General features: G+C 74.7%; 23 protein-coding genes. 12 read left to right on the forward strand and 11 right to left on the reverse strand.

The window, feature by feature from the left end; genetic code table 11:
• Positions 1-225: 225 nt before the first annotated feature.
• The 10 genes from BMY88_RS19110 to BMY88_RS19150 form a co-directional block, all read right to left on the reverse strand.
• Entirely contained in the window at positions 226-1,182 is a 957-nt protein-coding gene (locus BMY88_RS19110) for an LLM class flavin-dependent oxidoreductase (protein ID WP_091947409.1), read from the reverse strand.
• A gap of 27 nt (positions 1,183-1,209) precedes the next feature.
• Positions 1,210-1,920, reverse strand: a complete 711-nt coding sequence (locus tag BMY88_RS19115) for a GntR family transcriptional regulator (RefSeq protein WP_170861188.1) — start codon at positions 1,918-1,920, stop codon at positions 1,210-1,212.
• A 135-nt stretch (positions 1,921-2,055) separates the two neighbouring features.
• Positions 2,056-3,132 (reverse strand): aminoglycoside phosphotransferase family protein, encoded by a 1,077-nt coding sequence (locus BMY88_RS19120; RefSeq protein WP_091947415.1) that lies wholly within the window; start codon positions 3,130-3,132, stop codon positions 2,056-2,058.
• A 99-nt stretch (positions 3,133-3,231) separates the two neighbouring features.
• Positions 3,232-4,443 carry a thiolase family protein gene (locus BMY88_RS19125; RefSeq protein ID WP_091947418.1) on the reverse strand — a complete coding sequence of 404 codons (1,212 nt, stop codon included), beginning with the start codon at positions 4,441-4,443 and terminating at the stop codon, positions 3,232-3,234.
• Positions 4,440-4,880, reverse strand: a complete 441-nt coding sequence (locus BMY88_RS19130) for a Zn-ribbon domain-containing OB-fold protein (protein WP_211435725.1) — start codon at positions 4,878-4,880, stop codon at positions 4,440-4,442. The genes BMY88_RS19125 and BMY88_RS19130 overlap by 4 nt, the downstream gene beginning before the upstream one ends.
• Positions 4,881-4,939: 59 nt before the next feature.
• Entirely contained in the window at positions 4,940-6,184 is a 1,245-nt protein-coding gene (locus tag BMY88_RS19135) for a cytochrome P450 (RefSeq protein WP_091947420.1), read from the reverse strand.
• 260 nt (positions 6,185-6,444) lie between these two features.
• Entirely contained in the window at positions 6,445-6,573 is a 129-nt protein-coding gene (locus BMY88_RS24730) for a hypothetical protein (RefSeq protein ID WP_280138744.1), read from the reverse strand.
• A gap of 160 nt (positions 6,574-6,733) precedes the next feature.
• On the reverse strand, positions 6,734-7,558 hold the full coding sequence (locus tag BMY88_RS19140; protein ID WP_091947424.1) for a FadR/GntR family transcriptional regulator: 825 nt from the start codon (positions 7,556-7,558) through the stop codon (positions 6,734-6,736).
• 99 nt (positions 7,559-7,657) lie between these two features.
• Complete coding sequence (locus BMY88_RS19145; RefSeq protein ID WP_091947427.1) at positions 7,658-8,953, reverse strand: acyl-CoA dehydrogenase family protein; 1,296 nt, start codon at positions 8,951-8,953, stop codon at positions 7,658-7,660.
• A complete protein-coding gene (locus tag BMY88_RS19150; RefSeq protein WP_091947430.1) occupies positions 8,950-9,702 on the reverse strand; it encodes an enoyl-CoA hydratase/isomerase family protein in 753 nt (250 codons plus the stop codon). Before BMY88_RS19150 ends, BMY88_RS19145 begins: the two co-directional genes overlap by 4 nt.
• Before the next feature lie 72 nt (positions 9,703-9,774).
• On the opposite strand from BMY88_RS19150, the gene BMY88_RS19155 reads away from it, so the two are divergent.
• The 10 genes from BMY88_RS19155 to BMY88_RS19200 all read left to right on the forward strand — a co-directional run bounded on the left by BMY88_RS19155 (position 9,775) and on the right by BMY88_RS19200 (position 21,797).
• The gene (locus BMY88_RS19155; protein ID WP_091947431.1) at positions 9,775-11,064 is read left to right on the forward strand and encodes a hotdog family protein; all 1,290 of its coding nucleotides are present in this window, start codon (positions 9,775-9,777) and stop codon (positions 11,062-11,064) included.
• On the forward strand, positions 11,061-12,179 hold the full coding sequence (locus tag BMY88_RS19160) for an acyl-CoA dehydrogenase family protein (protein WP_091947434.1): 1,119 nt from the start codon (positions 11,061-11,063) through the stop codon (positions 12,177-12,179). The genes BMY88_RS19155 and BMY88_RS19160 overlap by 4 nt, the downstream gene beginning before the upstream one ends.
• A 12-nt stretch (positions 12,180-12,191) precedes the next feature.
• On the forward strand, positions 12,192-12,992 hold the full coding sequence (locus tag BMY88_RS19165) for an enoyl-CoA hydratase/isomerase family protein (protein ID WP_091947438.1): 801 nt from the start codon (positions 12,192-12,194) through the stop codon (positions 12,990-12,992).
• 26 nt (positions 12,993-13,018) lie between these two features.
• On the forward strand, positions 13,019-14,329 hold the full coding sequence (locus BMY88_RS19170) for a TIGR03619 family F420-dependent LLM class oxidoreductase (RefSeq protein WP_091947441.1): 1,311 nt from the start codon (positions 13,019-13,021) through the stop codon (positions 14,327-14,329).
• A gap of 188 nt (positions 14,330-14,517) precedes the next feature.
• Entirely contained in the window at positions 14,518-16,038 is a 1,521-nt protein-coding gene (locus tag BMY88_RS19175) for a GMC family oxidoreductase (RefSeq protein ID WP_170861189.1), read from the forward strand.
• A gap of 181 nt (positions 16,039-16,219) precedes the next feature.
• The gene (locus BMY88_RS19180) at positions 16,220-17,383 is read left to right on the forward strand and encodes a thiolase family protein (protein ID WP_091947452.1); all 1,164 of its coding nucleotides are present in this window, start codon (positions 16,220-16,222) and stop codon (positions 17,381-17,383) included.
• Complete coding sequence (locus tag BMY88_RS19185) at positions 17,380-17,814, forward strand: Zn-ribbon domain-containing OB-fold protein (protein ID WP_091947455.1); 435 nt, start codon at positions 17,380-17,382, stop codon at positions 17,812-17,814. The genes BMY88_RS19180 and BMY88_RS19185 overlap by 4 nt, the downstream gene beginning before the upstream one ends.
• Complete coding sequence (locus BMY88_RS19190; RefSeq protein WP_091947458.1) at positions 17,811-19,136, forward strand: amidohydrolase family protein; 1,326 nt, start codon at positions 17,811-17,813, stop codon at positions 19,134-19,136. The genes BMY88_RS19185 and BMY88_RS19190 overlap by 4 nt, the downstream gene beginning before the upstream one ends.
• Positions 19,133-21,451, forward strand: a complete 2,319-nt coding sequence (locus BMY88_RS19195) for a CaiB/BaiF CoA-transferase family protein (protein WP_211435726.1) — start codon at positions 19,133-19,135, stop codon at positions 21,449-21,451. Before BMY88_RS19190 ends, BMY88_RS19195 begins: the two co-directional genes overlap by 4 nt.
• 4 nt (positions 21,452-21,455) lie before the next feature.
• A complete protein-coding gene (locus tag BMY88_RS19200; protein ID WP_211435727.1) occupies positions 21,456-21,797 on the forward strand; it encodes a hypothetical protein in 342 nt (113 codons plus the stop codon).
• A gap of 152 nt (positions 21,798-21,949) precedes the next feature.
• Here BMY88_RS19200 and BMY88_RS19205 read toward each other — a convergent pair whose 3' ends face one another.
• On the reverse strand, positions 21,950-22,618 hold the full coding sequence (locus tag BMY88_RS19205; protein ID WP_139220521.1) for a PadR family transcriptional regulator: 669 nt from the start codon (positions 22,616-22,618) through the stop codon (positions 21,950-21,952).
• 101 nt (positions 22,619-22,719) lie between these two features.
• Between BMY88_RS19205 and BMY88_RS19210 the strand changes: the two genes are divergently transcribed.
• Positions 22,720-24,207, forward strand: a complete 1,488-nt coding sequence (locus BMY88_RS19210) for a class I adenylate-forming enzyme family protein (RefSeq protein ID WP_211435728.1) — start codon at positions 22,720-22,722, stop codon at positions 24,205-24,207.
• 40 nt (positions 24,208-24,247) lie between these two features.
• Entirely contained in the window at positions 24,248-24,895 is a 648-nt protein-coding gene (locus BMY88_RS19215; RefSeq protein ID WP_091947467.1) for a TetR/AcrR family transcriptional regulator, read from the forward strand.
• Positions 24,896-25,077 lie beyond the last annotated feature (182 nt).

The raw sequence follows: 25,077 nt of genomic DNA on the forward strand, positions 1-25,077 counted from the left end.
ACGGGCTGGGCCCGGGGCGGGTCGGCTCGCGGGACCGCGGTGGGGGAACGGGTCAGGACGGATCGGAGCCGGGGCGCGCGGGGGGAGCCGACGACGGGGCGACCGGAGCCGCCCGGCCTACGGCGAGGCCCACGGCGGGGGTGCCGGAGGCACTGGGCACGTCGACCGACGTGTTCCGTGGATCACACTGCATTGGATACTGTATACGGAAGCGGGTGGCAAGGGTCACCGGCGCGTGCCGCGTCCGGGCGCGGAGCGGACGGCCGGGGCGACCGTCGTCAGCAGCGCCCGCAGATGGTCGGCGTCGCGGCGGCAGGGGAGCAGCACCAGCTCGTCGGCCCCGGCGGCGACGTACTCGCGCAGCCGGGCCGCAACCTGCGCCGGCGTGCCCACGGCCGCGATCCGGTCGAGCATCGGATCGAGGTCCTGCCGGTAGGTGCCCCCGAGGAAGGCCGCGGCGTCGCGTCGGGCCCGCTGCGCGTCGTCGTCCACGCACACCGGCACGTACGCGAGCCAGCGGAACCCGGTGAGCTCGCGGCCGGCCTCCTCCGCCACCCGCCGGATCGCGGCGACCGACTCGGCGTACCGGCGTGGGGAATACATGTACGGGATCCAGCCGTCGCCGAGTAGTGCGGCGCGGCGCATCGCCGGAGCCTGCCGCCCGGCGACGACGATCGGCGGGCCGCCTGGCGTGACCGGCGGCGGCTGCAGCCTCACCCCGGTCATCGGGAAGGCCGGCCCCGCGTGGTCGACCGGGAACCCCGACCACAGCCGCCGCATCAGCGGGATCGCCTCGTCCGTCCGCCGGCCGCGCTCGGCGAGGGGTACCTGGACCGCGGAGAACTCCGCGGGGTACTCCCCGCCGACGCCGATTCCGAGCACCACCCGACCGCCGGTGATCCGGTCGAGGTCGGCGAGCTGCTTGGCGACGAGCGCGGGCGGATAGAGCGGCAGCAGCAGGACGGCGGACCCGATGGCCACCCGCTCGGTCTGGCCGGCCAGCCGGTGCAGCCAGGCCAGCGGTTCCACCCCGGCGTTGACCGAGGCGAGGTGGCCACCGACCCAGAGGGAGTCGGCGCCGAGCGTCTCCGCCTCGCGCACCAGGGCCGCGTCCCCGGGGGCGACGAGCCCGATGCGCGGCCGCGGCCCGGCGGGGACGGCACGCGCGTCAGGGGCGGTCATCGACGACCGACCCCGGGAGCGGACCGCCTACCGGCCGGGGTCCTTGGTGATCAGGCCCCGTTCGGCGAAGAGCTCGACAGCCGCCTCGGCGGCCCTGCGGTAGGTCTTGGTCAGGATGCGTTCGGCGCCCTCCCCGTCGCCGCGCACGACGGCGTCGTAGAGCTTCTGCACGACCGCCTTCTGGGCCGGCGTCGCCTCGGGGATCTCGACGAAGTAGTTGTTCGGGATCAGCGTGCCGCTCATCAGGCGGCTCACGGCGGACAGCCGCGAGGACCGCGCCGCCGCGACCAGCCCCCGGAAGAAGGCCGTGTTGGCCCGCCAGAAGTCGTCGGGGTCCGTGGCTTCCTGGACCGCCCGGTTGAGCGATTCGAGCGACGTCACGTCGGCCTGCCGCTCGGTCAGCCGGCGCGCGGCGAAGGCGTAGAAGACCCCGATCAGCTCGTAGTGGTCCCGGATCGAGTTCTCGTCCAGGCCGTTCACGTACGCGCCGCGGTGCGCCTCGATGCGCACCCAGCCCTCGCGGTCGAGCGCGATGATCGCCTCGCGGATGGGGACGCGGCTGACCCCCAGCTGCTCGGCCAGCTCCTCCTGCCGGATCCGCTCCCCGGCGGGCAGCGTGCCCTCGAAGATCAGCCGACGGATGGCCAGCGCGACGCGCTGCGACGTGGTCTGCCGGAGGCTGCCGGGGGTGCTGCCGTCGTCCCACCCGCTCCAGGCGGCGTACGGCTCCTCGGTCATCGGTCCTCGCATCCGCTCGGGTCGGCGCCGGGCGACGACCGCCCGTCCCGTCCGCCGACCGCGACAATGTACGGGACCCCGGCCCGGTGGAACCGCGGGTCGCCGACCCCTCGGGCGGGCTCCGGTGGGCCCCCGTCACAGCGACGCGGGCGAGAGCGCGTCATGGTCGTCGGCCGCGGTCCCCAGGCGGGTCAGCAGCTCGGTCGTGATCGGCGGCGCCACCTTGAGGGTGATCGCCCAGAGGTAGAAGCCGTGCACGATGCCCCGCCGGACCAGGCGCCGGGCCTCGTCCTCCGCAGGCGGGTCCACGCCGTGGGAGGCCAGCGCGTCGAGGTAGTGCCGCAGCAGGTCGCGCTCGGCCCCGCGCCGCTGCTCGGCCGGCAGCGACGAGGCGATGTGGTAGCCGACGTCGAGGTACCAGGGCCCGCGCTGGACGATCTGCCAGTCGACGAGGCAGGACCGCCCCTCGGCGTCCAGGAACAGGTTGCCCACGTGCGCGTCGCCGTGGACCACCGCCCACGGCGACGCGGTGGCCGCCTCGCCCGCGACGAGGGCGTAGGCGTCCTGCAGGCGCTGCGCGTCGCGGGTCGGGGCCGGAACCCCGGCCCCGATCGGCCCGTCGAAGTTCCCCCGGATCACCGGGACCCCCCGCCCGTGCAGCACGGTGGGCAGCCAGGTGTCCAGCCAGCGCCGGTGCTCGAGGTCGGGGTCCAGCCAGGTCGCGGCGTGCAGCTGGGCGTACTGCTCCAGGCTCTGCGCGACCTGGTCCGGGGTGTAGTCGGCCAACGGGTCCAGGAAGGACCCGCCCTGGGCCTCGACGTCGACGGTGACGACGATGCTCGCCCGGGTCGCCACGTCGGCGTCGGCGTAGACCGACCGCAGGGTGCGGACCCCCGTGCGGTCGGCGACGGAGCCGTAGAACAGCGCCTCGGACATGCCCACCGGGTCGGCCGAGCCGTCGCCGGCATCGGTGAAGTACCCCTTCACGTACAGGTCGCGGGGCAGGTCCGCCTCGGAGACCCCCGTGCAGCCGATGCGGAACCGGGCGTTGGTCGACACGCGGCTGATCACCGGGCCCGCCTCGACCTCGTGCACCTCGACGTCCGGGAACCGGGTGCGCAGCGCCGCGGTGAGCCAGGCCGGCGACAGCGCCTCGGCCAATGTCCCCGGGATGGGCGGCGACGCGACGGCCGCCTCGGTTCCCGCGCTCATGCCGCCACCTCCGCCGGCTGCTCGGTCCGCGGGTGCTGGCTCATCGCCGATCACGTCCTCGACTCGTGGGGGTGGGTCTCGTGGGTGGGGGCCGGCGGGTCACACGCCGGCCCCCGGCTGCGCGCTGTAGACGAGTGCGCCGCCGAGATGGGGGGAGGAGTGGCAGGAAAGGGCGGTGGTGACGCCCGGTCGCTGACGGTCGCCGGCGCGGCCGGAGACCTGCAGGTAGCACTCGAGCAGTTGCGGGACGCCGTGCATGCGGCCGTTGCCGAGGGAGCCGCCGGAGAGCAGCACGGGGTCGGCGCCGGGCCGGTCGCTGTCGATGCCGCCGTCGCGGACGTACCGGTGCGCCTCGCCGACCGGGCAGCGCCCGAGCGCCTCCAGCCAGAGGTAGACCAGCGGGGAGAAGCCGTCGTAGACCTGCACGAGGTCGATGTCGTCCAGCCCCATGCCGGCACTGGCCCACAGCCGCTCGGCCGTCGTGGCCCCCGCGGCCATGAGGTCGTCGAGCGGCCAGTGGGCCGGCAGCCGCCGCCGCGGGGGCGCGCCGGTCGCGTAGCCGGAGACGTGCACCGGCCGGTGCGGCAGGTCGCGGGCGCGCTCGGCCGTGGTCAGGACGAAGGCCGCCGCGCCGTCGACGGGGATGTCGCAGTCGAGGCGGCCGATCGGATCGGCGAGCATCGGCTCGGCCAGGTACTGCTCGACCGACAGCGGCCGGCCGGACCAGTGGGACCAGGGCAGCCGGGCGCCGTTCTTGCGGGCCTCGACGACGACCTCGGCCAGCGCCTCGCGGGAGGCCCCGTACCGCTGCACGTACTCGGTGTAGGTCATCCCCATCATCGCCAGGGGGCCGAAGAACCCCTGGGGGGCCGTCCACTGCAGGCCGCCGCGGAACTCCGCCGCGCCGGTGTCGTGGTAGCTGCCGGCCGGGTTGTACAGGGCCCGGTGCACCAGCACGTGCTCGGCCGCGCCGCCGGCCACCGCGTTGACCGCCAGCGCCATCGACCCGGGGATCTGGCCGAGCCCGGAGAAGCCGGCCGCGTACCGCGGGTTCGGGTTCAGCCGGGCGGCCAGCCAGTCGGCGGACACCACGCTCACCCCGTCGACGACCGCGTGCGCACCCGAGGTGGGGAACAGGGTGGCGGTCACGAACCCGTCGACCTGCTCGGGGGTGAGCCCGGCGTCGGCGATGGCGGCGCGGGCGGTCTCCACGGTGAGCGCGCCGAGGCTGCGGTCGGCGTGCCGGGTGACCGGGCTCTGCGCGTAGCCGACGATCGCGACCTGGTCCCGGGCGCGGAAACGGCCGCTCACGACGCGGCCAGCTCGAAGGCGGGGACGGCGAGGTCCGGGGATAGCTGCTCGAACGCCACCCGGACCGCGGCACCGGCCGCCAGCGGAGCGTCGACGCCGTCCAGCAGCCGCCCGACGAGGCGCACGTCGGGCTGCCCGGCCAGCGCCGGGTCCACCAGCTGGACGTCGACCAGCACGAACGGCACCAGGTCGGCGAAGCCGGGCAGGAACGACTGCCGGACGACCGTCCACGACCGCACCGCCCCGCGACCGTCGACCGGGGTGGCGGTGAACCGCGGGTCGGTGCTGCCGCAGGCGTCGCAGACGACGTCGGGCGGGTGGGTGAGCGTGCCGCAGTCCGAGCACCGCGACAGGGTCAGCACGTGCCGGGCGGCGGCCTCCCAGAAGGGTGCCGACAGTGGGTCGGGCACGGGCAGCGGGCGCCCGGACGACGTCACGGGACTGGATCTCCTCACGACCGGGGGCTCGTCTCGTCGGGTGGGTCGATCGGGGCCGGTCAGCTGTCGAAGAGGACGGGGATGGCCGTGGCGCCGCGCTCGTAGAAGCCCACGTACCGCGGGGCCTCCGCGTCGGGGTCCAGGCGCAGGCCCGGGAGCCGGTCGAGCAGGGCGCCGATGCCGACCAGCATCTCGGCGCGCGCGACGTGCATGCCCAGGCAGATGTGCGGGCCACCGCCGAAGGACAGCATCGGACGGGGCGGGCGGTGGATGTCGAACTCGTCGGGTCGCTCGAAGCGCGCCGGGTCGCGGTTGGCCGCGCCGAGGTTGATGTGCATGACCGCACCCCGGGGCACCGGCACGCCGTGGAACTCCGTGTCGCGGGTGACGAACCGGGCGAAGCACGGGTCCGTCGGCTGCCAGCGCAGGGCCTCCTCGATCGCCGGACGCAGCAGGGCGCGGTCCGCGCGGACCGCCGCCAGTGCCTCCGGTCGCTGCAGCAGTGCGGTGAGGGTGATGCCCATCTGCTTCCACGTCGTCCCGGAGCCGGCCGCGAGCAGGAGCATGCAGAAGGAGTAGATCTCGGGGTCCGAGAGGCGGTGCACGGTGCCGTCCTCCTCCGTGAGCTCGGCCTGCACCAGCACGGTGAGCAGGTCGTCGCCGGGCTCCTCACGACGTGCCGCCACGAGCGGCGCGATGATCTGGATGGTCTGCATCGGGTCGTTGGCCGCCCGCAGGTCGAGCGCCTGGGCGACCGGGATACCGAAGGCCCCGGTGATGGTCAGGAGGGGGATGGCGGCGCAGAAGTCGACGTTGAGCTCGGCCCGGCCCCGGTCCTGCACATGGTCGACGAGGGCGTGCACGATCTCGTCGATCGACTTCCGGATCCACCACTCCACCTGCTTGGGGGCGAACCTCGGCTGGACGAGCGCCCGGTAGCGGCGGTGCTGCTGGCCGCCCATGTTCAGCAGGGTGTTGTTGGGGCTCGCCTGGGTGAGGTCGATGGCGTCGGCGTTCGAGGCGAACAGCTCGGCGTCCCGGTAGATGTCATTGCAGGCGGCGTAGCCGAACGCGGTGTAGTGCGGCCGGTCGGGCTCGGGCAGGCCCTGGAAGAAGTAGTCGCCGGGGAAGTCCGACAGGTCGTGCAGGGCTCCCTCGTGGACGGGTGCCTGCTCGCGCAGCCGTCCCCAGAGCGGGTACGGGTCGCCCTCGTAGCCGCCCCCCATCCGGGCCATGTAGCTGCCCCGGAGGTCGAAGAGCTCGCGCACCCGGGCGGGGTCGAGCAGCGGCGCGGTGTCGGTCATCGCTGGGCACTCCTGTCGACCGGCTCGGGGCGCCGGTCACCGTCGGGACGGGGCGGGGCGGGACGCAGGTCGACACCGGTCGTCGGGTCGGGTCGGGGCGGCGACGGCGGGTCGCGGATCCGGCCGGACAGGACCGGGGGGCTCGTTCGTCGAACCGACTGTGGCACAGGCCACTACCCGCCCGATAGGCCTGGAGGAGCCTTTTTATCCAATATACGAAGATGGATCCCCGGCGGAGCGCGGGGCACCACGACGCCGAGTCACTCCTCGCCGACCGCGTCGACGCGGCCGGCGTTCGTGCCGAGGGAGTCCTCCGGCCGGACGTCCCACGCCGGGTCGCGTGGCCACGTCAGGTCCGGTGACCGCGGCAGGTCGGGTCGCGTGGCCACGTCAGGTCCGGCGGCTGCGGCAGGTCCGGTGAGCGGGCAGGGAGGAGCCCGGCGCGGGGTCGTGCCCGAGGCCGAGGGCGGACTTCGGGGGCCGGCAGAGGAGCAGCCGCTCCCGGTGCGGGAACTCCCGGCGGGAGCGCTGCTGGTGGAGTCGGGTGGCTCAGGCGTCGCGGGCGTCGGCCGGAGCGCGGTCGGCGCCGAGCCCCAGCTCCGCGCCGTCGAGGACGCTGGTGCTCACGCCGCGCGTGAGGTTCGGGCTGGAGGCGCGGGCGGCCGCGAGGTGACCGGACGCCAGGGCGACGGCGCGGTCGACGTCGCCGGCCTCGATCGCCGCGAGCAGCTTCTCGTGGTCGCGCAGCGCCGCCCGGCGGGACTTGCGGGCCAGCGGGGAGGACTCGTCGAGCTCGCCGTCCGGGGCCGACACCTCGGCCCAGGCGGTGGACTCGTGCGCCGTCCAGACGGTCTCCAGCGACCCGATGATCACGATCATCGTCTCGTTGCCGCACTGGCTGACCAGCGTCTCGTGGAACCGGCGCGCCAGGGCCGGGTACTGCGACGGGTCGTCGAACGCGGCCTGCTGCGCCTCGATCACCTCGCGCAGCTTCGGGACGACGGTCTCGGCGCGGTCGGGACGGGCCGCGCACAGCGCCGCGCAGGCGGGCTCCAGGTGCAGCAGAGCGCCGCTGACGTCGCCGAGGGTGGTGCTGCGGACCTGCAGCACCATGCTGATCATCCGGGCGATGCGCTGGCTGGTCGGCAGGTGCACGACCGCGCCGCCGACGTTGCCGCGCCGCACGGAGATGAGGCCCTCGGTCTCGAGGATCCGCATGGCCTCGCGGACAGCGGGCAGGCTGACGCGGAACTGGGTGAACAGCTGCTCCTGGCGGGGGAGGCTGTCGCCCTCCTTGAGCTTTCCGCTCAGGATGTCGTCGCGCAGGCTCGCGGCGACGATCTCGGCGAGCCTCGGCTGGCGCAGCTGTCTCACGGTCTCTCTCCCAACGATTGCACTGTTAGCCAGTCTAATGGCGGGAGCGCGGGGATCCGTCACGGCGAGCGGGCGCCTCCCTCGCCGGGAGGAGACGCCTCAGCTGCGCGGGAGCTCCCGCCACGGCCGGCCCTTGTAGGGGTCGGCCTCCTTGGGCAGTCCGAGCACCCGCTCGGCGATGACGTTCTTGTTGACCTCGGTGGTGCCGCCCTCGATGGTGTTCGCCCGGCTGCGGAGCATCCCGCGCACCTCGGCCGGCGCGCTCTCCCAGAACTCCTGCGGCGAGCGCACCGCGCCGTCCCAGGCGATCCCGTCCGGGCCGAGCAGCTCGGCGGCCAGCGACTGGATCCGCTGGTTGAGGTCGGTGCCCTGCACCTTGCCGATCGAGGCCTCGGGGCCCAGGGTCCGCCCCTCGGCGATGGTCGACCGGATGCGCTGGTTGGTCCACCGGCGCGCCTGGTCCTCGGCCCACAGCCGGACGATGCGGTCGCGCACCGCTGGGTCGTCCCAGCCGCCCGGCCGCCCCTCGGCGGACCGCCGGCGCGCCAGCCGCACCAGGTGGGTGGGCCCCGTGCCGCCGATGCGCTCGACCCCGCCCACGCCCGCACCGGTCACCATCTGGCGCTCGGCGTTGAGCATCGTCTGGGTGATCGCCCAGCCGTCGCCCACCTCGCCGATCCGGTGGTCGTCGGGGATGCGGGCGCCGTCCATGAACGTCTCGAAGAAGTCCGTCTCCCCGCCGATGTGGGGGAGTGGCCGGACCGTCACGCCCGGCTGGTGCATCGGCAGGAAGAAGAAGGTGAGGCCGGCGTGCTTGGCGACGTCGGGGTCGGTGCGGGCGAGCAGCACGGCGAAGGAGGCCTGGTCGGCCCACGTCGTCCACACCTTCTGGCCGTCGACCACCCACCCGTCGCCGTCCCGCTCGGCGCGGGTGGCCAGGGACGCGAGGTCGCTGCCCGCACCGGGTTCGCTCAGCAGCTGGCACCACAGCTCCTCGGCCCGCACGATCGGCGGCAGGAACCGCCGCCGCTGGTCCTCGGTGCCGTGGGCGAACAGCACCGGCGCGGCCAGGTTCAGACCGAGCGGGTTGAGCCGCGGTAGGTGGTAGGGCCGCAGGACGGCCTCGGCCGCCGCGGCCGCGGACCGGCTCCAGCCGAGCCCGCCGTGCTCCACGGCCCAGGTCGGTGCCACCAGGCCGGAGTGCCCGAACGCCGGATACCACTCGCGGTAGTCCGCCGGTGTCCGGACGGTGCGGACCGCCCGGGGGCCGCCCCGCTCCGCCGCCTCGCGCCAGGCCGCCGGGATGGCGTCGGCCACGAACCGCCGGGCGGCGTCCGCCGCGGCCTCGGGTGCGGTGTCGCGGCCGGCGAGCCCGGCGAGCGTCGGGTCGGTCACGGGGAGGCCTCCGGGGGGACGACGGGGTGGACCGGCCGTGTGGCGTCCAGGGCGGCGGTGAGGCCGAGCTCCTCGCTGCGCCACAGTGCGCGCTTGCGGGCACGGGTGGCGGCCGGGTCGGCCTCGGCGATGCGTTCGGCGAGTTCCTGGGCCGCGGTCTCGAGCTCTTCCGGGGCGACGACCTGACCGACCAGGCCGTACCGCAGGGCGCTCGCGGCGTCCATCCGCTCGTGCGCCCCCAGCAGGGCCAGCCGGGCGGCGATCTGCGCGGGCATGCGGTGCACCATCCCGACCGCCTCCCAGTTGCTCGCCTGCCCGACGCTGACGTGCGGATCGGTGAACGACGCGGCGGTGGAGGCGATCGCGACGTCGGCATCGACGACGAAGTGCAGACCGCCCCCGGCGCAGATGCCGTTGACCGCGACCACGACCGGCGTCTCCACGCCCAGGTGCCAGCCGGTCAGGGCCAGGTCGGCGTCGCGGGTCCGGCGGCTCTGCTCGCGCAGGCCCGCGCGGTCCCGCGCCAGGGCTACGACGTCCAGGCCGGTCTGGAAGGCGCGCCCGCGGCCGGTCACGACGATGCAGCGGACCGCGGGATCGGCGTCGAGCTCCCGCCAGGCCGAGGGGAGCTCCGCCATCATCACCGCGTCCATGGCGTTGCCGACCCGGGGCCGGTCGAACACCAGCCAGCCCACCGGCCCGCGCCGCTCGACCGCGAGGGTCGCGTACCCAGGGGTCACCGTGCCCATCGCCGCCCCTCGACGCCCGGTCCGCTTTCTTGTATAAGATAGCAACGTACGCAGCACAATCGGAAGGGCGTCATGCCGGACAGCGTTGTAGGGGCCCCGGCCGAGAAGACCGAGCCGCAGATCACCGACGAGGGGATCGCGCGGCTCCGGCAGCGGATCGGCATCCCGCAGGCCAACCCGGTACCTCCGCACTACCTGCGTCCCGGCACCGACGCCTTCCGCACGGTGGCCTGGTCCTACGGCGACGACAACCCGCTGTGGGCGGACCCGGAGTACGCGGCGGCCTCCCGCTGGGGTGGCCCGATCGCGCCGCCGCCGCTGATCGGCGGCGACAGCATCATCGGCGAGGACGTGCTGACCGAGGCGGAGCTGGCCCGGCAGGGCGAGCTGAAGGGCGACCCGCTGCGCGGCGTCCACGCCTTCTACTCCGCCTCGCAGCGCGAGTGGTGGGCCCCGCTGCGCGCCGACACGGCGGTGCGCCGGCGCAATGCCCTGGTCGGCGTGCTGGACAAGCCGAGCGAGTTCAGCGGCCGGGCGGTGCACGAGTGGAACGCCAACGTCTTCGCCGACGCCGACGGGACCCCGTTGGCCGGCCAGTACCGGCTGATGATCCGCACCGTGCGGTCGGAGTCGCGCAAGCGGAACAAGGACAAGGTGTTCGAGGCGGCGCAGTGGACCGAGGAGCAGCTCGCCGAGGTCGACGCGACCTACGCCGCTGAGGGGCCGCGGGGTGCCGAGCCGCGCTGGTTCGAGGACGTCGAGGTGGGCGAGCAGCTCCGCCCCATGGTCAAGGGGCCGCTGACGGTCACCGACATGGTCTGCTGGCACGTCGGCATGGGCATGGGGATGTACGGCGTCGCCCCGCTGCGCCTGGCCCACCGGAACCGGCAGCGCGTGCCGCGCTTCTACCACCGCGACCCCCAGGGCGTGCCCGACGCGATGCAGCGGGTGCACTGGGACCCGGAGTACGCCCGCCGGGCCGGTAACCCGACCACCTACGACTACGGGCGCATGCGCGAGGTCTGGGCGATCCACGCCCTCACCGACTGGATGGGCGACGACGCGTGGCTGTGGAAGCTGCGGGTGGAGTTCCGGAAGTTCAACTTCGTCGGTGACGCGCAGTGGATCACCGGCAGCGTCGTCGGCAAGCACCTCGCCGAGGACGCGCACGGCGTGCACCCCGCCGTCGACCTAGAGCTCGCGGTGACCAACCAGCGGGGCGAGGTGACCGCGCCGGTCACCGCCTCCGTGCTGCTGCCCAGCCGCGAGCACGGCCCGGTCGTGCTGCCCGCGCCGATGGGTGGCGCCACGACGCTGGACGGCACCCTCGAGGCGGCCGTCGCGCACTTCGCCCGGACATGACGACCGAGACCTCCCAGACCTCGCTCGCCGAGCTGGCCGAGTTCGGCGCGAGCATCCGCGCGGCGCTGGCCACGCTCAGCGGCTCGGAGCAGGTGCGCGACGCCTTGTTCGCCGACCCCGACCCGCGGGCCTGGGCAGTCCTGGCCGGTCAGCTGGAGCTGCCCGGCATGCTGCTGCCCGAGGAGCACGGCGGCGGCGGGCTGACGACGGTCGAGGCCGTCGTCGCCTTCGAGGAGGCCGGCCGCGCGCTGCTGCCGGGGCCGCTGTTCGGCACCGCCGCCCTCGCCGTCCCGCTGCTCGTTGCGCTGGGCGACGCCGACGCGCTCGCCCGGTACGGGCCGGCGATCGCGTCCGGCGAGCTGACCGCCACCGTCGCGCTGGCCGAGGACGACGGCGCCTGGTCCCCGGCCGCCGTCACCGCCCGGGCGCTTCCCGACGGCAACGGCTGGCGGCTCACCGGCGGCAAGCACCTCGTGGTGGACGGCGCCGACGCGGGGTTGCTGCTGGTCCTCGCCCGGACGCCGGACGGCGGGCTCGGCGCCTTCGCCGTCGAAGGCGGCGCCGGCGGGCTGGGTCGCACCGCGCTGGTGACCCTCGACCTCACCCGGCGGATGGCGCGACTGACCCTCGACGGGGTACCCGCCGTCCGCGTGGGCGGGGACGCCGGGGCGGCCGTCGAGGCCGCGTCCGACGTCGCCCGGCTCCTGCTGGCCGCCGAGCAGGTCGGTGGGGCGCAGCGCTGCCTGGACATGGTGGTCGGCTACGCCGGCCGGCGGATCCAGTTCGCCCGCCCGATCGGCTCCTTCCAGGCGATCAAGCAGCGCCTGGCCGACGCCCTGGTGCAGATCGAGTCCGCACGCTCCGCCGTCCAGGCCGCCGCCCGGTCCACCGGTCGCGACCTGGCCCGTGACAGCCGGGTGGCCGCGCTGCTGGCCACCGAGGCCTACACCTCCATCTCCGCGCAGAACATCCAGCTGCACGGCGGCATCGGCTTCACCTGGGAGCACGACGCCCACCTGTACTTCAAGCGGGCGCGGACCAGCGCACAGCTGCTGGGCGCCCCGGGCGACCACGTGGCCGCGCTGGCCGACGTCCTCGCGACCGAGATCGACTGAGGGGAAGGGCCCATGACCTCGTACGAGCACCTCGAGCTCCGCCGCGAGGGGCGCGTCGGCTGGTTGATCTTCGACCGACCCGACCAGCTCAACGCCATGAACAACGCGATGCGCGACGAGCTCGCCGACGCCTGGCTGGAGCTCGACCGCGACCCCTCGGTGCGGGTGATCGTCAACACCGGCAACGGCCGGGCGTTCCAGACCGGCGCCGACATGACCGAGATCGCCGGCGACGGCGTCGGCATGGAGCGCTACCGCGACGACATGATGGACTTCACCCTCCACTTCACGTCGTGGCACCAGAACGTCGCCAAGCCGGTCATCGCGGCGATCAACGGGACGGCGGCCGGCGGTGGCCTGCACTTCGTGGCCGACGCCGACATCTGCATCGCCGCCTCGAACGCCACCTTCCTCGACCCGCACGTGAGCGTCGGCCAGGTCACCGCGATCGAGGCCATCGGCCTGGCGAAGAAGATCCCCTTCGAGGCGGTCATGCGGATGGCCCTGGTCGGCCGGCACGAGCGGATGAGCGCCCAGCGCGCCTACGAGCTCGGCCTGGTCAGCGAGGTCGTCGACCCGCCGGAGCGGCTGCGGGAGGCCGCGCAGGAGCTCGCCGAGAAGGTGGCCCGCAACTCGCCGGTGGCCATGGCCGCCACGAAGAAGGCGCTGTGGGGGGCCCTGGAGATGGGCCTGACCGACGCCTGCCGGGTGGGCGCCCAGCACCTCGTCGGCGTGTGGGGCCACCCCGACCAGAACGAGGGGCCGCTGGCCTTCGTGGAGAAGCGCGAGCCGAAGTGGGAGCCCCTGACCTGACCTGACCCCGACGAGGAGGACGGACCGTGCGGTTCTCGCTGACCTACCCGACGGTGATGCTCGACCCGCCGGCGGAGCTGCTGACCGCCGAGGGCCTGGCGTCGATCGCGGCGGCCGCGGAGGAGGCCGGCTTCGCCGGGATCGGGTTCCCCGAGCACCCGGCGACCCCGCAGAGCTGGCGGGACGGCGCCGGGCACGACTCGGTCGACCCGTTCCTCGCGCTGACCGTGGCGGCGACGGCCACCGCCGGCCTGCGGTTGCTGACCTTCCTGGCCGTCCTGCCGTACCGGAACCCGTTCCTGCTGGCCAAGACGACGGCGACGCTGGACCGGCTCTCCGGCGGGCGGCTGACCCTCGGCGTGGGTACCGGGTACCTGGAGGGCGAGTTCGCCGCCCTCGGTGTCGACTTCGGCGAGCGCAACGCGCTGTTCGACGAGGCGCTGGAGGTGCTGCGGCTGGCCTGGACCGGCGAGCCGGTCGACTGGCAGGGCCGCTCCTTCACCGCCGACGGCGCCGTCAGCCGCCCGACACCGGTCGCCACCCCTCGGCCGCCGGTCTGGATCGGCGGCAACTCCCGGCTCACCCGGCGGCGGGTCGCGGCCCTGGCCGAGGGCTGGGCGCCGGTGCCGACGAGCCCCGCACAGGTGCTGCGGCGCAGGACCGCCCCGCTGGAGTCGCTCGACCGGCTCGCCGGGTGGATCCGCGAGCTGCAGGAGGAGCGGGAGCAGCTCGGCCGCCTCGCCCCGGCCGACGTGCTCTACATGGTGACCGACGCCGACCCGATCGCCGATCCGGAGCGCTATCTCGACAGCGTGCAGCGGCTGGCCGACATCGGGGTCACCTGGCTCTCCCTCGGTGTGCGCGGGAGGTCGGTCGCCGAGGTCACCGACCGGCTGGCCGAGGTGGGGGAGCGGGTCCTCGCCCGCGTCGGCGCGCCGGCGCCCCCGCCGTGCGCCGACGCCGACGTCCGCGCGGTCGTCGCGCTGCACCGCACCTACGCCGACGCGCTCGACCGGCGCGAGTTCGACCGGCTCGACCGGGTGTTCACCGCCGACGTCGTCGCCGGCTACCCCGGACACGAGCGCATCGTCGGGCTCCCGGCGCTGGTCGCGTTCATGCGCGATTCGCACGCCGACGTCGCCCGCACGGTCCACCGGGTGGTCGACGTGGCGGTGACGGTCGACGGCGACATGGCCACCGGCACCGCGGCCAAGCGCAACGATCTCCTGCGCGCCGGGGACGACGGGCAGACCGTCGTGACCGGGCGCTACACCGACGAGCTCGTCCGCACGCCCGAGGGGTGGCGGATCCGGTCCCGGCGCTCGACCCACGCGTGAGCCGACGCCGGGCACGCGCGGGCTCCTCGGGCGGCGGCGGCGCCGACCCGCGCGAACTCGTGGTGATCGCGGCTCGATGGCCACGAGAACGCAGGACTCGGGCCGGTGCGCTGCGCCGTTGCGAGGTGGGCCACATCCGCGGGAGGCTGCACTGGTAAAGATTGACACTTAGGGGTGGGGGACGCGCTGTGGCGTACGACGAGATCGTGGTCGGTTCCGGGGCCGGGGGAGCGGTGGTCGCCGCCCGGCTGAGCGAGGACGGCACCCGCTCGGTGCTGCTGCTGGAGGCCGGCCCCGACTTCGGGTCCGTCGACGCGCTGCCCGAGCCGCTGCGCGACCCCTTCGTCACCTTCACCGGTGCCGACTGGGGCTGGACGGCGAACATGACCCCCGAGCGCGTGCTGCCCTACCCCCGCGGCAGGACCCTCGGTGGGTCGACCGCGGTCAACGCCGCCGTCGCCATGCGCCCGACCCCCGGCGACCTGGACCGCTGGGTGCGGGCCGGTGCGCCCGACTGGAGCCTCGAGGCGTGCCTGCCGTACTTCCGACGCCTGGAGTCCGATCCCGCCGGTGACCCGGCGGTGCACGGGACCGGGGGGCCGATCCCGATCCGCCGCCAGCCCCGGGACGGCTGGCAGCCGATCACCCGCGCGTTCGCCGAGGAGATGGCCGCGACCGGGCACCCGGTCATCGAGGACCACAACGACCACCGTGTCGTGGGCGCCGGGCCGACCGCGCACAACGTCCGCGACGGCATCCGGTGGTCGACCGCCTCGGCCTACCTGGAGCCCGCCCGGAGCCGGTCCAACCTGACGATCCGCGCCGGAGTGCTCGTCGACCGGTTGCTGCTCGACGGCGACCGGGTCGTGGGCGTGGAGGCCCTGACCGGCGAGGGCCGCACCGAGCGGTTCGAGGGCGCCCGCGTGACCCTCGCGGCCGGCGCGGTGGCCACGCCGCCGATCCTGCTCCGCTCGGGGATCGGCCCGGCCGACGACCTGCGCGGGCTGGGGATCCCCGTCGTCCTCGACGTCCCCGCCGTCGGCCGCAACCTGCAGGACCACACCGGCGCCTTCGTCACCGCCCTCGCCCGGCCGGGCGTCGAGCAGGACCCCGACAACTACTTCGCCTTCTACTCGCGCAGCGAGACCGAGCCGTGGTTCCTGGCCCTGCTCGCGCTGTTCAGCCCGCAGGCGCTCGGCTCGTTCTACGGCGACCCGTCCGCGGACCCGGTCATCGCCATCTCCGCCGGCCTCGCCCGTCCGCACTCGCGCGGAACGGTGACCCTGGCCGGCCGGGACCCGCAGGTGCAGCCGGTCATCGACCTGGACTTCCTCTCCCACCCGCAGGACCAGGCCGACATCCGTGCCGGGGCCCGGGCCGCCTGGGCCGCCCTGCACGGCGAGCACCTGTGCCCCCTGGTCAAGGAGGTCTCGCCGGCCGTTGCAGCGGTGATCGACGACGACGACGCGCTCCTCGCCCACGCGCGGGCGAACTGCGGCAGCGGGTTCCACCCGGTGGGGACGGCGCGGATGGGGGCCGAGCCCGGTCCCGACGTCGTCACCGACCAGGAGGGGCGGGTCTTCGGGGTGCCGGGACTGCGGATCGCCGACGCCTCGCTGATACCGCTGCAGGTCAGCTCTCCGACGAACCTGACCTGCCTCATGATCGGCGAGCGGATCGCCGACTCGCTGCTCCACGACGCTGACTGACGGTCGGGTCCGCCGTGGCCATCCCGACGTGTTCGGTCGGACTATTAGTCCAATCGTCCGCGGCCTTGGTACGGGCTTGTCCCGCCGTCCAGTGCGGCGGCGCTCTTGACCGGGCGGTGAAACATAGTTCTAATAGTCTCGTCCGTTCGAGAGCTGGGTCACTCGTCGCTGGGGGTCGTGCATGCCGGGGACGGACCGCCGGGCAGCGATCGTCGGCGTGGCGAACACCGCCCAGGCCCGCCGCCTGGAGGGGGCGACCTCCCGCGGGCTGGCCGTCTCCGCCGCGCTCGCCGCGCTCGACGACGCCGGCCTGACCCTCGACGACGTCGACGGGATCAGCGGGGACGCGACCGCCGCGGCGCTCCTCTACGACCTCCGCCTCGGCCCGGCCTGGCTGGGCCGCCAGTTCGGCATCCAGGCGGTCACCGAGGCGGTGCACGCCGTCGAGGCGGGTGAGGCCGACGTCGTCCTCGTCGTCGCGGCGGAGGCGGGCGGCTACACCGACCGGTCCGCCACGGCCCCCTGGACCCGGCCGGAGAACGAGTTCGTCGTGCCCTTCGGGCTGTTCACCGCCGCCGAGTTCGCGCTGATCGCCCGCCGGCACATGATCACCTACGGCACCACGCCCGAGCAGCTGGCGCGGGTCGCGGCGACCATCCGCACCCACGGCTCGACCACCCCGGGCGCGGTCTACGCCGGCCGGGGCACCGTCACGGCCGAGGACGTCCTGGCCTCGCGGATGATCGCCGACCCCTTCCACCTGCTGGACTGCTCGATGACCAGCGAGGGCGGGTGCGCGCTGGTGATCGCGGCGGCGGACCGCCTCGCCGACGCCCCCCAGCCGCCGGTGCACGTCCTCGGCTCGGGCTCGGACCACATGGGCCCCTCCTACCGGAACCCCCCGGCCTGGGACCTCGCCGGACGGCGCGGCGGGCCGGTGCTCGGCCGCATCGGCGAGCGGGCGGTCGGGCGCGCCTTCGCGAGCGCCGGTCTGGACCGGGCCGACGTCGACGTGCTCGAGCTCTACGACCCGTTCTCCTTCGAGGTGATCCGCCAGCTGGAGGCCTTCGGGTTCTGCGGCCCCGGCGAGGGCGGCCCCTACGTCGAGGACGGCCACATCGAGCTCACCGGGCGCACCCCCGTGACCACCGACGGCGGCACGATGGCCTTCAGCCATGCCGGCGCGGCGCCGCAGATGTTCCAGCGGGTGGTCCGCGGCGTGCAGCAGCTGCGCGGGCAGGCCGGGCCGAACCAGGTGCCCGGCGCCCGGGTGGCGCTGTGCAGCGGCGGCGGCGCGGGTGCGCTGTTCACCACCGTCGTCCTGCTCGGGACGGACCGGGCATGACCCTGCACCCCCAGCGCCACGCCCTGCCGCACGCGCCGCCGGGCGGGGTGAGCGCCCCCTTCTGGGCCGGCTGCGCCGCGGGCGAGCTGCGGTTCCAGCGCTGCCGCTCGTGCGCCGCGGTGCAGTTCCCGCCCGCCGAGCACTGCAGAGAGTGCCTCGCCGCCGACCTCGTCTGGGCGGTCAGCTCCGGCCGCGGGACCGTCTACAGCTGGACGGTCGTGCACCGGCCCGCGACGCCCGCGTTCGAGGTGCCCTACGCACCCGCGATCGTCGACGTCGCCGAGGGCTTCCAGCTGCTCACCAACCTGGTCGACGTCGCCCCGGAAGAGATCGCCGCCGGCATGCCGGTCGCCGTCCGCTTCGTCGCCGTCCCGGGCGACCTCACGCTCCCGTACTTCGCCCCCGCACCCTCCGAGGAGACCCCGCCGTGAACAAGGACGACCTCATCCTGGTCAGCGTCGACGACCACATCTCCGAGCCCGCGGACATGTTCGACGCGCACGTGCCGGCCGCGTACCGGGACCGGGCGCCGCGGGTGGTCGTGCAGGAGGACGGCACGCAGCAGTGGTTCTACGGCGACCTGAAGGGCCGCAACCTCGGCCTCAACGCGGTCGCCGGCAAGCCGCGGGAGATGTTCAACGTCGACGTCCTGCGCTACGACGAGATGCGGCCGGGCTGCTTCAACGTCGACGAGCGCGTCCGCGACATGAACGCCGGCGGCCAGCTCGCCGGCCTCAACTTCCCCAACTGGACCGGCTTCTCCGGCCAGGTGCTCAACCAGGGCCCCGACCGCGACACCAACCTCGTGATGATCCGGGCCTACAACGACTGGCACGTCGACGAGTGGTGCGGCGCCTACCCGGGCCGGTTCATCCCCTGCGGCATCCTCCCGCTGTTCGACGTCGAGGAGGCGGCGAAGGAGGTGCGGCGGCTGGCGGACAAGGGCTGCCACGCGGTCACCTTCTCGGAGAACCCGCAGGCGCTGAACATGCCGAGCATCCACACCGACTACTGGTACCCGCTGTTCGCCGCGGCGTCGGAGACGAACACGGTGCTGTGCACGCACGTCGGCTCGTCGTCGCGCACGCCGGCGGTGTCGCACGACGCGCCGCCCAGCGTCGGCATGGCGTCGTCGTCGATGATGAGCATGTTCACGCTGGTCGAGATGCTGTGGGCCGGGTTCTACAAGGACTTCCCCGACCTCAAGTTCTCCCTCACCGAGGGGGACGTCGGCTGGATCCCCTACTTCCTGTGGCGCGCCGAGCACGTGCACGACCGGCACTCGGGGTGGACCAAGCACGAGTTCCCGCCCGGCTACTCGGGCCCCGCCGACGTGTTCCGCAGGCACTTCTACACGTGCTTCATCAGCGACAAGGTCGGCGTCCGGCTGCTCGACTGGTTCAACGAGGACGCCCTGTGCTGGGAGTCGGACTACCCGCACTCGGACACGAGCTGGCCGTTCGCGCCGGAGGACGTCATCGAGACCATGGGCTTCCTCGCCGACGAGCAGATCGACAAGATCACGCACCTGAACGCGATGAAGGCCTACTCCTTCGACCCGTTCCGCTACATCCCGAGGGAGCAGGCCACCGCCGGCTACCTGCGCAGCCAGGCCACCGACGTCGACGTCGTCACCCGGGTCGGCCGGGAGGCCGGCGAGCGCGACCTCGAGGCGTGGGGCCGGATGACCCAGGTGGGCCAGGCCGCCAAGGCCGCCGCGGAGGCGGCCGCGAAGGCCGCCGCCGGGAAGTGACCGCGGCCCGGCCGGTGCCGCTGGCCGGCGTCCGCGTCGTCGAGTTCTCCGCCGGGGTCTCCGCGGCCTACGGCGGGCGGCTGTTCGCCGACGCGGGCGCCGACGTGGTCCTGGTCGAGCCGCTCGGCGGCTCGCCGCTGCGGGCGCGCGGCCCGCTGTTCGGGTTCCTGGCCGCCGGCAAGCGGTCGGTGTCGGCCGGCCCGGGGACGGCGGAGCTGCTGGCCGACGTCGACGTGGTCCTCACGGACGGGTCGCACGGCGAGCTGGTCGCGGACGTCGACCTGCGCCGCCACCCGGCGACGACGGTCGTCTCGGTGACGCCGTTCGGGACGACCGGGCCCTACGCGGGCCTGCCCGTCAACGAGTTCGTGCTCCAGGCGATGTGCGGCTCGCTCGGCACCCGCGGCTGGCCGGGGGAGGAGCCGCTGCAGGCGGGCGGGCGGATCGGCGAGTGGGTGGCCGGCGTCTACGCCGCGGTCGCCGGCGCGGCCGCGCTGCGCCGGGCCCGGCGGACCGGGCGGGGCGACGCCGTCGACGTGTCGGCGTTCGAGGCGATGGTCGTCACGATGGGCGGGCTCGGCGCCGTCCAAGGGCAGCTGCTCGGTCCCGACCTGGCGCCGTCCCCGCGGATGCTCGAGCTGCCCAGCATCGTGCCGACCGCCGACGGGCTGGTCGGCTTCTGCACCGTCACCGCGCAGCAGTTCGCCGACTTCCTCGTGCTGATCGGCCGGCCCGAGCTGATCGGGGACCCGGGGCTGGCGTCGTTCGGCTCGCGGGTGGCCCGGCGGCACGAGTTCCTGCCGATGGTCGAGGACTGGGCGGCGACCCGCACCACCGCGGAGATCGTCGAGTTCGCCGGCGCGCTGCGGATCCCGGTGGCGCCCATCGGCACGCCGGCCACCGTGGCCGGCATCGACCACTTCCGCGAGCGGGGCGTGTTCGTGCGCAACCGCGAGGGGCTGCTGCAGCCGCGGGTGCCCTACCGCAGTGACGCCTTCGCGACGGTGCCGCCGGGGGAGGTCCCGGCGGTGGGTGGGGACCTGCCGGACTGGCCGGCGCGGCCCCGGCCGGTGGCCGACGCCGCGCCGGACCGGCCGCTCGCCGGACTCCGGGTCGTCGATCTCACCGCCTTCTGGGCCGGTCCGGCCGGCACGCACACGCTGGCCGCGCTCGGCGCCGACGTCGTCAAGGTCGAGGGCCTGGCGCGCCCCGACGGCATGCGGTTCTCCGGCACCCGGCCGGCCACCGAGGACCTGTGGTGGGAGACCGGGCACCTGTTCCAGGCCTCCAACAGCGGCAAGCGCGGGGTCACCCTGGAGCTCGGTCGGAACGAGGCGCGGGAGCTCGCGCTGCGGCTGATGGCCGGCGCCGACCTGGTGATGGAGAACTTCTCGCCGCGAGTGCTGGGCAATCTCGGGCTGGAGTACGACGACATCCGGGCGGCCAACCCGCGCGCCGTCGTCGTCCGGATGCCGGCCTTCGGGCTGGACGGGCCGTGGCGGGACCGGGTCGGCTTCGCCCAGACCATGGAGCAGGCCAGCGGCATGGCGTGGATGACCGGCCGCGCCGACGGGCTGCCGCTGATCCCGCGCGGGGTGTGCGACCCGCTGGCCGGGCTGCACGCCGCGTTCGCGGCGATCGTCGCGCTCGAGGTCCGCGACGCCACCGGCGCCGGCATGCAGGTGGAGGCGACGATGGTCGAGACGGCTCTCACCGTCGCCGTCGAGGCCTTCCTGGCGGCGCAGCTCGGCGCCGAGCCACGGCGCGACGGCAACCGCGGCCCCGGCGCCGCGCCGCAGGGGGTCTACCGCTGCGCCGGCGACGACGAGTGGGTGGCGGTCGCGGTGCTGGACGACGCGGCGTGGCCGCGACTGGCCGCCGTCCTGGGCCGGGAGGACCTGGCCGCCCGCGCGGACCTGGCCACCGAGGCCGGCCGGCGCGCGGCCGCCGACGAGCTCGACGGGGTGCTCCGGGCGTGGGCCGCGGGTCGGGAGGTCGCCGACGCCGAGTCCTGCCTGCGCTCGGCCGGCATCGCGGCGGCGCGGGTGGCCGCGCCGGCGGACCTGGTCGCCGACCCGCAGCTGGCGGCGCGCGGGTTCTGGGAGGAGGTCGAGCACCCGGTGCTCGGCACCTTCGCGACGACGGCGATGCCCTTCCGGTTCGCCGGCCTGCCGGGCCCGTGGATCACCGCGGCGGCGCCGACGCTCGGCCAGCACAACGACGACGTCCTCGGCGGGGAGCTCGGGCTCGACGCGGGCGAGCTGGCGCGGCTGGCCGAGGCCGGCGTCGTCGGCACCCGGCCGGCGGGGCTGTGACCGGATGAGCGCGCCCCTGCTGCCGACCACCCTCTGCGTGCCGCCGCGGCCCGGGGAGCTGTGCGCCCCGGTGACCGTCGAGCTGGCCGGCCCGCAGACCTTCCTGGAGCTCACCTCCCGGCACCGGATCACCGCGGCGGTGCCCGACGAGGCCGCGGGCACGGTCGCGGTGACGATCGAGTTCACCGACCCGGCGGGATCGCGCTCGGTGCACGTCCGCTTCGACCTGGTGGCCGACGACGAGGAGGTCTCCTCCCGCAGCCGGCTGCTGGCGCGGTACGCGCACGACGGCCGGCCGATGGCCGCCTACGGCACCTACCTGGGCGTCGTCTCCGACGAGAACTGAGGACTCGCCCGGCCTGCCGGGTGTTGACCCGCGCGGCCGACCGTGGAGCCGCGTCGTGGCGCGGCTCCACGGTCGCCGGCGCGGCTCGACCCGCGGCCGGGTGCCGGCGCGGCTCGACCCGCGGCCGGGTGCCGGCGCGGCTCGACCCGCGGCTACTCCTCGCGGGGCGGGCGGCGGCGGAGCTCGCCGCGGGGGCGGGTGACCCGCAGGCCGGGTCGTTCGGGGTCGGCGTCGGCGATGGCGTCCCGCAGCTGGCGGACGTTGCCCTGCTCGAAGTGCGCGGCACGCAGCAGGTAGTCGCCCAGGGCGAGGCGGTGCCGCAGGTCGGGCTCGGCGTCCAGGCCCAGCTCGTGGGTGCGGCGCCGGCTCCACACGAGGTCGGCGATCTGCTCCTCGAGCTGCGCCAGCCGGCGGTCGAGCATGCCGACGAGCTCGTGCGGCTGCGTGAAGTGCCCGAAGTACACCCGCAGCAGCGCCGGGTCCTTGAGCACCGCCGGCTCGTCGACCGCGGGCGCGGCCGCCCAGCGGCGGACCAGCTCCTCGCCCGGCCCGGTGGTGCGGTAGACGACGCTGCGGCGCAGGCGCCCCAGGGGGACCTCCCGCTCGGTGACCAGGCCGAGGTCCCGCAGCCGGAACAGCTCGCGGCGGATGTGGCTGACCGCCGGCGACCAGTAGAACCAGCGCAGCGTGTAGTCGCAGCGCTTCTTGATCTCCGCGGCCGTCAGCTCCTCGTCGAGCGTCGCCAGGATGCCCAGCACCGTGTAGGCGGTGGTGGGCAGTCCCTCCGCGGGCGCGCTCCCGGCGGACGACGGATCGGCCATCCCGCCAGCGTAGGGCCGGGGCGGATCGGCGTCGCCGCCCACTGCCCATCTTCACCATCATTGGCTAGATTGCACCCACAAGGCGACGAGGAGGTCCCCGCGTGGAGAGCAGCACCGCCACCGACTTCAGCACCCTCATCCGCGAACGGCTCGCCGGTTACGGCGCCGACCCGGTGATCGAGTTCGAGGGGGTCTGGTACACCGGCGAGGACCTGGCCGGCATCAGCTCCCGGATCGAGGAGCTCGCCCGCGCCGCGGGGGTGCCGGAGGACGCGCCGGTCGCCCTCGTCGTCCGCAACCGGGTCCCGCACGCCGCGGCGATGATCGGGCTGGTCGGCGCCGCGCGCTCGTTCGCCCTCGTCTACGCCTTCCAGTCGGCCGAGGCGATGGCCCGCGACGTCGACCGGCTGCGGCCGGCGGTGCTCGTCGCCGACCGTGCGGACTGGACGCCGCCCGTGGTCGAGGCGGCCCGCCGCTGCGGGACCGTGGGGATCGCGCTGACGCTGGACGGCGAGCGGGTCACGGTCGTCGACGGGCTGGACGTCCTCGGCCCCGGCCCGTTCGCCGAGCCGCCGCCCGAGCCGTCGGTCCAGGTGCTGACCAGCGGCACGACGGGCCCCCCGAAGCGGATCGCCATCCGGATGCCGGTGCTCGAGCGAGCCGCCCAGAGCGCCCTGATGGCCCGCCCTGCGGGAGAGCCGACGCCGTCGGTGCTGTTCGCGCCGTTCGGCGGGATCAGCGGGGTGTGCAGCCTCATCGCGGTGCCGTTCTCCGGCGGGCGCACGGTGCTGCTGGAGAAGTTCTCCGTCGAGGAGCTGGTGAGCAACGTCAAGCGGTTCGGGCTCAAGGCGCTCGGCGGCCCGCCGGCGGTGATCCGGATGATCCTCGGCGCCGGCGTGCCGCGCGAGGACCTTGCGTCGGTCCAGCTGTACATGGGCGGTGCCGGACCGCTGGAGCCGGAGCTCAAGCAGCGGTTCGAGGAGGAGTACGGCATCCCGGTGCTGTGGTCCTACGGCGCCACCGAGTTCGCCGGCGGGGTGCTCACCTGGACCTGGGACCTGTACCAGCAGTTCGGCGCGGCGAAGCGAGCCAGCTCGGGCAAGCCGTACCCCGGCGTGCAGGTGCGCATCGTCGACCCGGCCACCGGTGCGGAGGTGCCGATCGGGGAGCGGGGGATCCTGGAGGCCGCGGTCGAGATGCTCGGCCCGGACTGGATCCGCACCAACGACTTCGCCTCGCGGGACGAGGACGGCTTCTTCTACCTGCACGGGCGGGCCGACGGGGCGATCAACCGCGGCGGCTTCAAGGTGCTGCCCGAGACGGTGATCTCGACGCTGGTCGAGCACCCCGCGGTGCAGGACGCCGGCGTCGTGGGCACCCCGGACGAACGGTTGGGGGAGGTGCCCTTCGCCGCCGTGGAACTCGTCGACGGAGCGGAGCCGCCGACGGAGGAGGAGCTCAAGCAGTTCGTCCGGGACCGGCTGCCGGCCTACTGCGTCCCGACCCGGGTCCGTGTCGTCGACCGGCTCCCGCGCACCGGCTCGCTCAAGGTCAGCGTGGAGGGCATCCGCGCGCTGGTGTCGACCTGATCCGGGGTCCGGGGGACCGGGCGCGTGCGATCCTGGCCGCATGGCCACGCCTCTCCCGGACGGCGCCTCCGGGGACGTGCCGCGCCCCGACCGGCGTCCGCGGATCGAGGCCAGCCGGGACGAGGTGCTCGACACCGCCGAGGAGTTGTTCGGTGCGCGGGGCTACCGCGGCACCAGCCTCCAGCAGGTCGCCCAGCGGTGCGGGTTCTCGGTCGGGGCGGTGTACCTGTTCTTCACCAACAAGGAGGACCTGTTCGCCGAGGTGCTCCGCCGGCGCGGGGGGCGGCTGGCCGAGCTGACCAGCGCGTGCGCGGAGCGGGCCGGGCCGGCGATCGACGTCCTCGTCGACTGGGTCGACGTCGTCATCGGCTTCCACCGGCAGCATCCCGGCTTCGGCCAGCTGTCGGCCCGCATGGTGGCGCCCGGGGGAGCCGAGGAGTTCCCCCGTCAGCTCGGGGTGTTCGCGGAGCGGCGCGACGAGGCGCTCGCCCCGGTCGTCGAGCTCATCGCCCGCGGGCAGCGGCAGGGCAGCATCCGGGCCGGGGACCCCCTGGTCCTCGTCCGCCTGCTGTCGGCGCTGGTGACGGCCCACCACGGCATGGACCCGACCCTGCTCGGTACGTCGGTGGTCGTGGACGACGACGAGTTCCGCGCCTTCGTGCGGGACTCCTTCGCCGCCCCGCGGTAGCCGGGCGCCCCGGAGTCGAGCTGCCCGCTCGTCGGGGCCGGGCGCCTCCCGCCCGTTTGTCAATCATTACTGCTTTAGCGTTGACAGTCGTGAAGCCGTGTTCAATGCTGTGACCCACGTCGCAGCTCCCCGGCGACCCGGGTCCTCCCCGCACCTCCCGGGGGACCACCGCGCACCGGAGC

Origin of the sequence: Trujillonella endophytica (genome assembly GCF_900110555.1) — a bacterium.
GTDB lineage: Bacteria > Actinomycetota > Actinomycetes > Mycobacteriales > Geodermatophilaceae > Trujillonella > Trujillonella endophytica.

Coding starts and splice junctions, on each gene's coding strand:
- BMY88_RS19110 (WP_091947409.1), bottom strand. CDS start 1,182: ATGACCGCCCCTGACGCGCGTGCCGTCCCCGCCGGGCCGCGGCCGCGC.
- BMY88_RS19115 (WP_170861188.1), bottom strand. CDS start 1,920: ATGACCGAGGAGCCGTACGCCGCCTGGAGCGGGTGGGACGACGGCAGC.
- BMY88_RS19120 (WP_091947415.1), bottom strand. CDS start 3,132: ATGAGCGCGGGAACCGAGGCGGCCGTCGCGTCGCCGCCCATCCCGGGG.
- BMY88_RS19135 (WP_091947420.1), bottom strand. CDS start 6,184: ATGACCGACACCGCGCCGCTGCTCGACCCCGCCCGGGTGCGCGAGCTC.
- BMY88_RS19150 (WP_091947430.1), bottom strand. CDS start 9,702: ATGGGCACGGTGACCCCTGGGTACGCGACCCTCGCGGTCGAGCGGCGC.
- BMY88_RS19155 (WP_091947431.1), top strand. CDS start 9,775: ATGCCGGACAGCGTTGTAGGGGCCCCGGCCGAGAAGACCGAGCCGCAG.
- BMY88_RS19160 (WP_091947434.1), top strand. CDS start 11,061: ATGACGACCGAGACCTCCCAGACCTCGCTCGCCGAGCTGGCCGAGTTC.
- BMY88_RS19165 (WP_091947438.1), top strand. CDS start 12,192: ATGACCTCGTACGAGCACCTCGAGCTCCGCCGCGAGGGGCGCGTCGGC.
- BMY88_RS19180 (WP_091947452.1), top strand. CDS start 16,220: ATGCCGGGGACGGACCGCCGGGCAGCGATCGTCGGCGTGGCGAACACC.
- BMY88_RS19185 (WP_091947455.1), top strand. CDS start 17,380: ATGACCCTGCACCCCCAGCGCCACGCCCTGCCGCACGCGCCGCCGGGC.
- BMY88_RS19200 (WP_211435727.1), top strand. CDS start 21,456: ATGAGCGCGCCCCTGCTGCCGACCACCCTCTGCGTGCCGCCGCGGCCC.
- BMY88_RS19205 (WP_139220521.1), bottom strand. CDS start 22,618: ATGGCCGATCCGTCGTCCGCCGGGAGCGCGCCCGCGGAGGGACTGCCC.
- BMY88_RS19215 (WP_091947467.1), top strand. CDS start 24,248: ATGGCCACGCCTCTCCCGGACGGCGCCTCCGGGGACGTGCCGCGCCCC.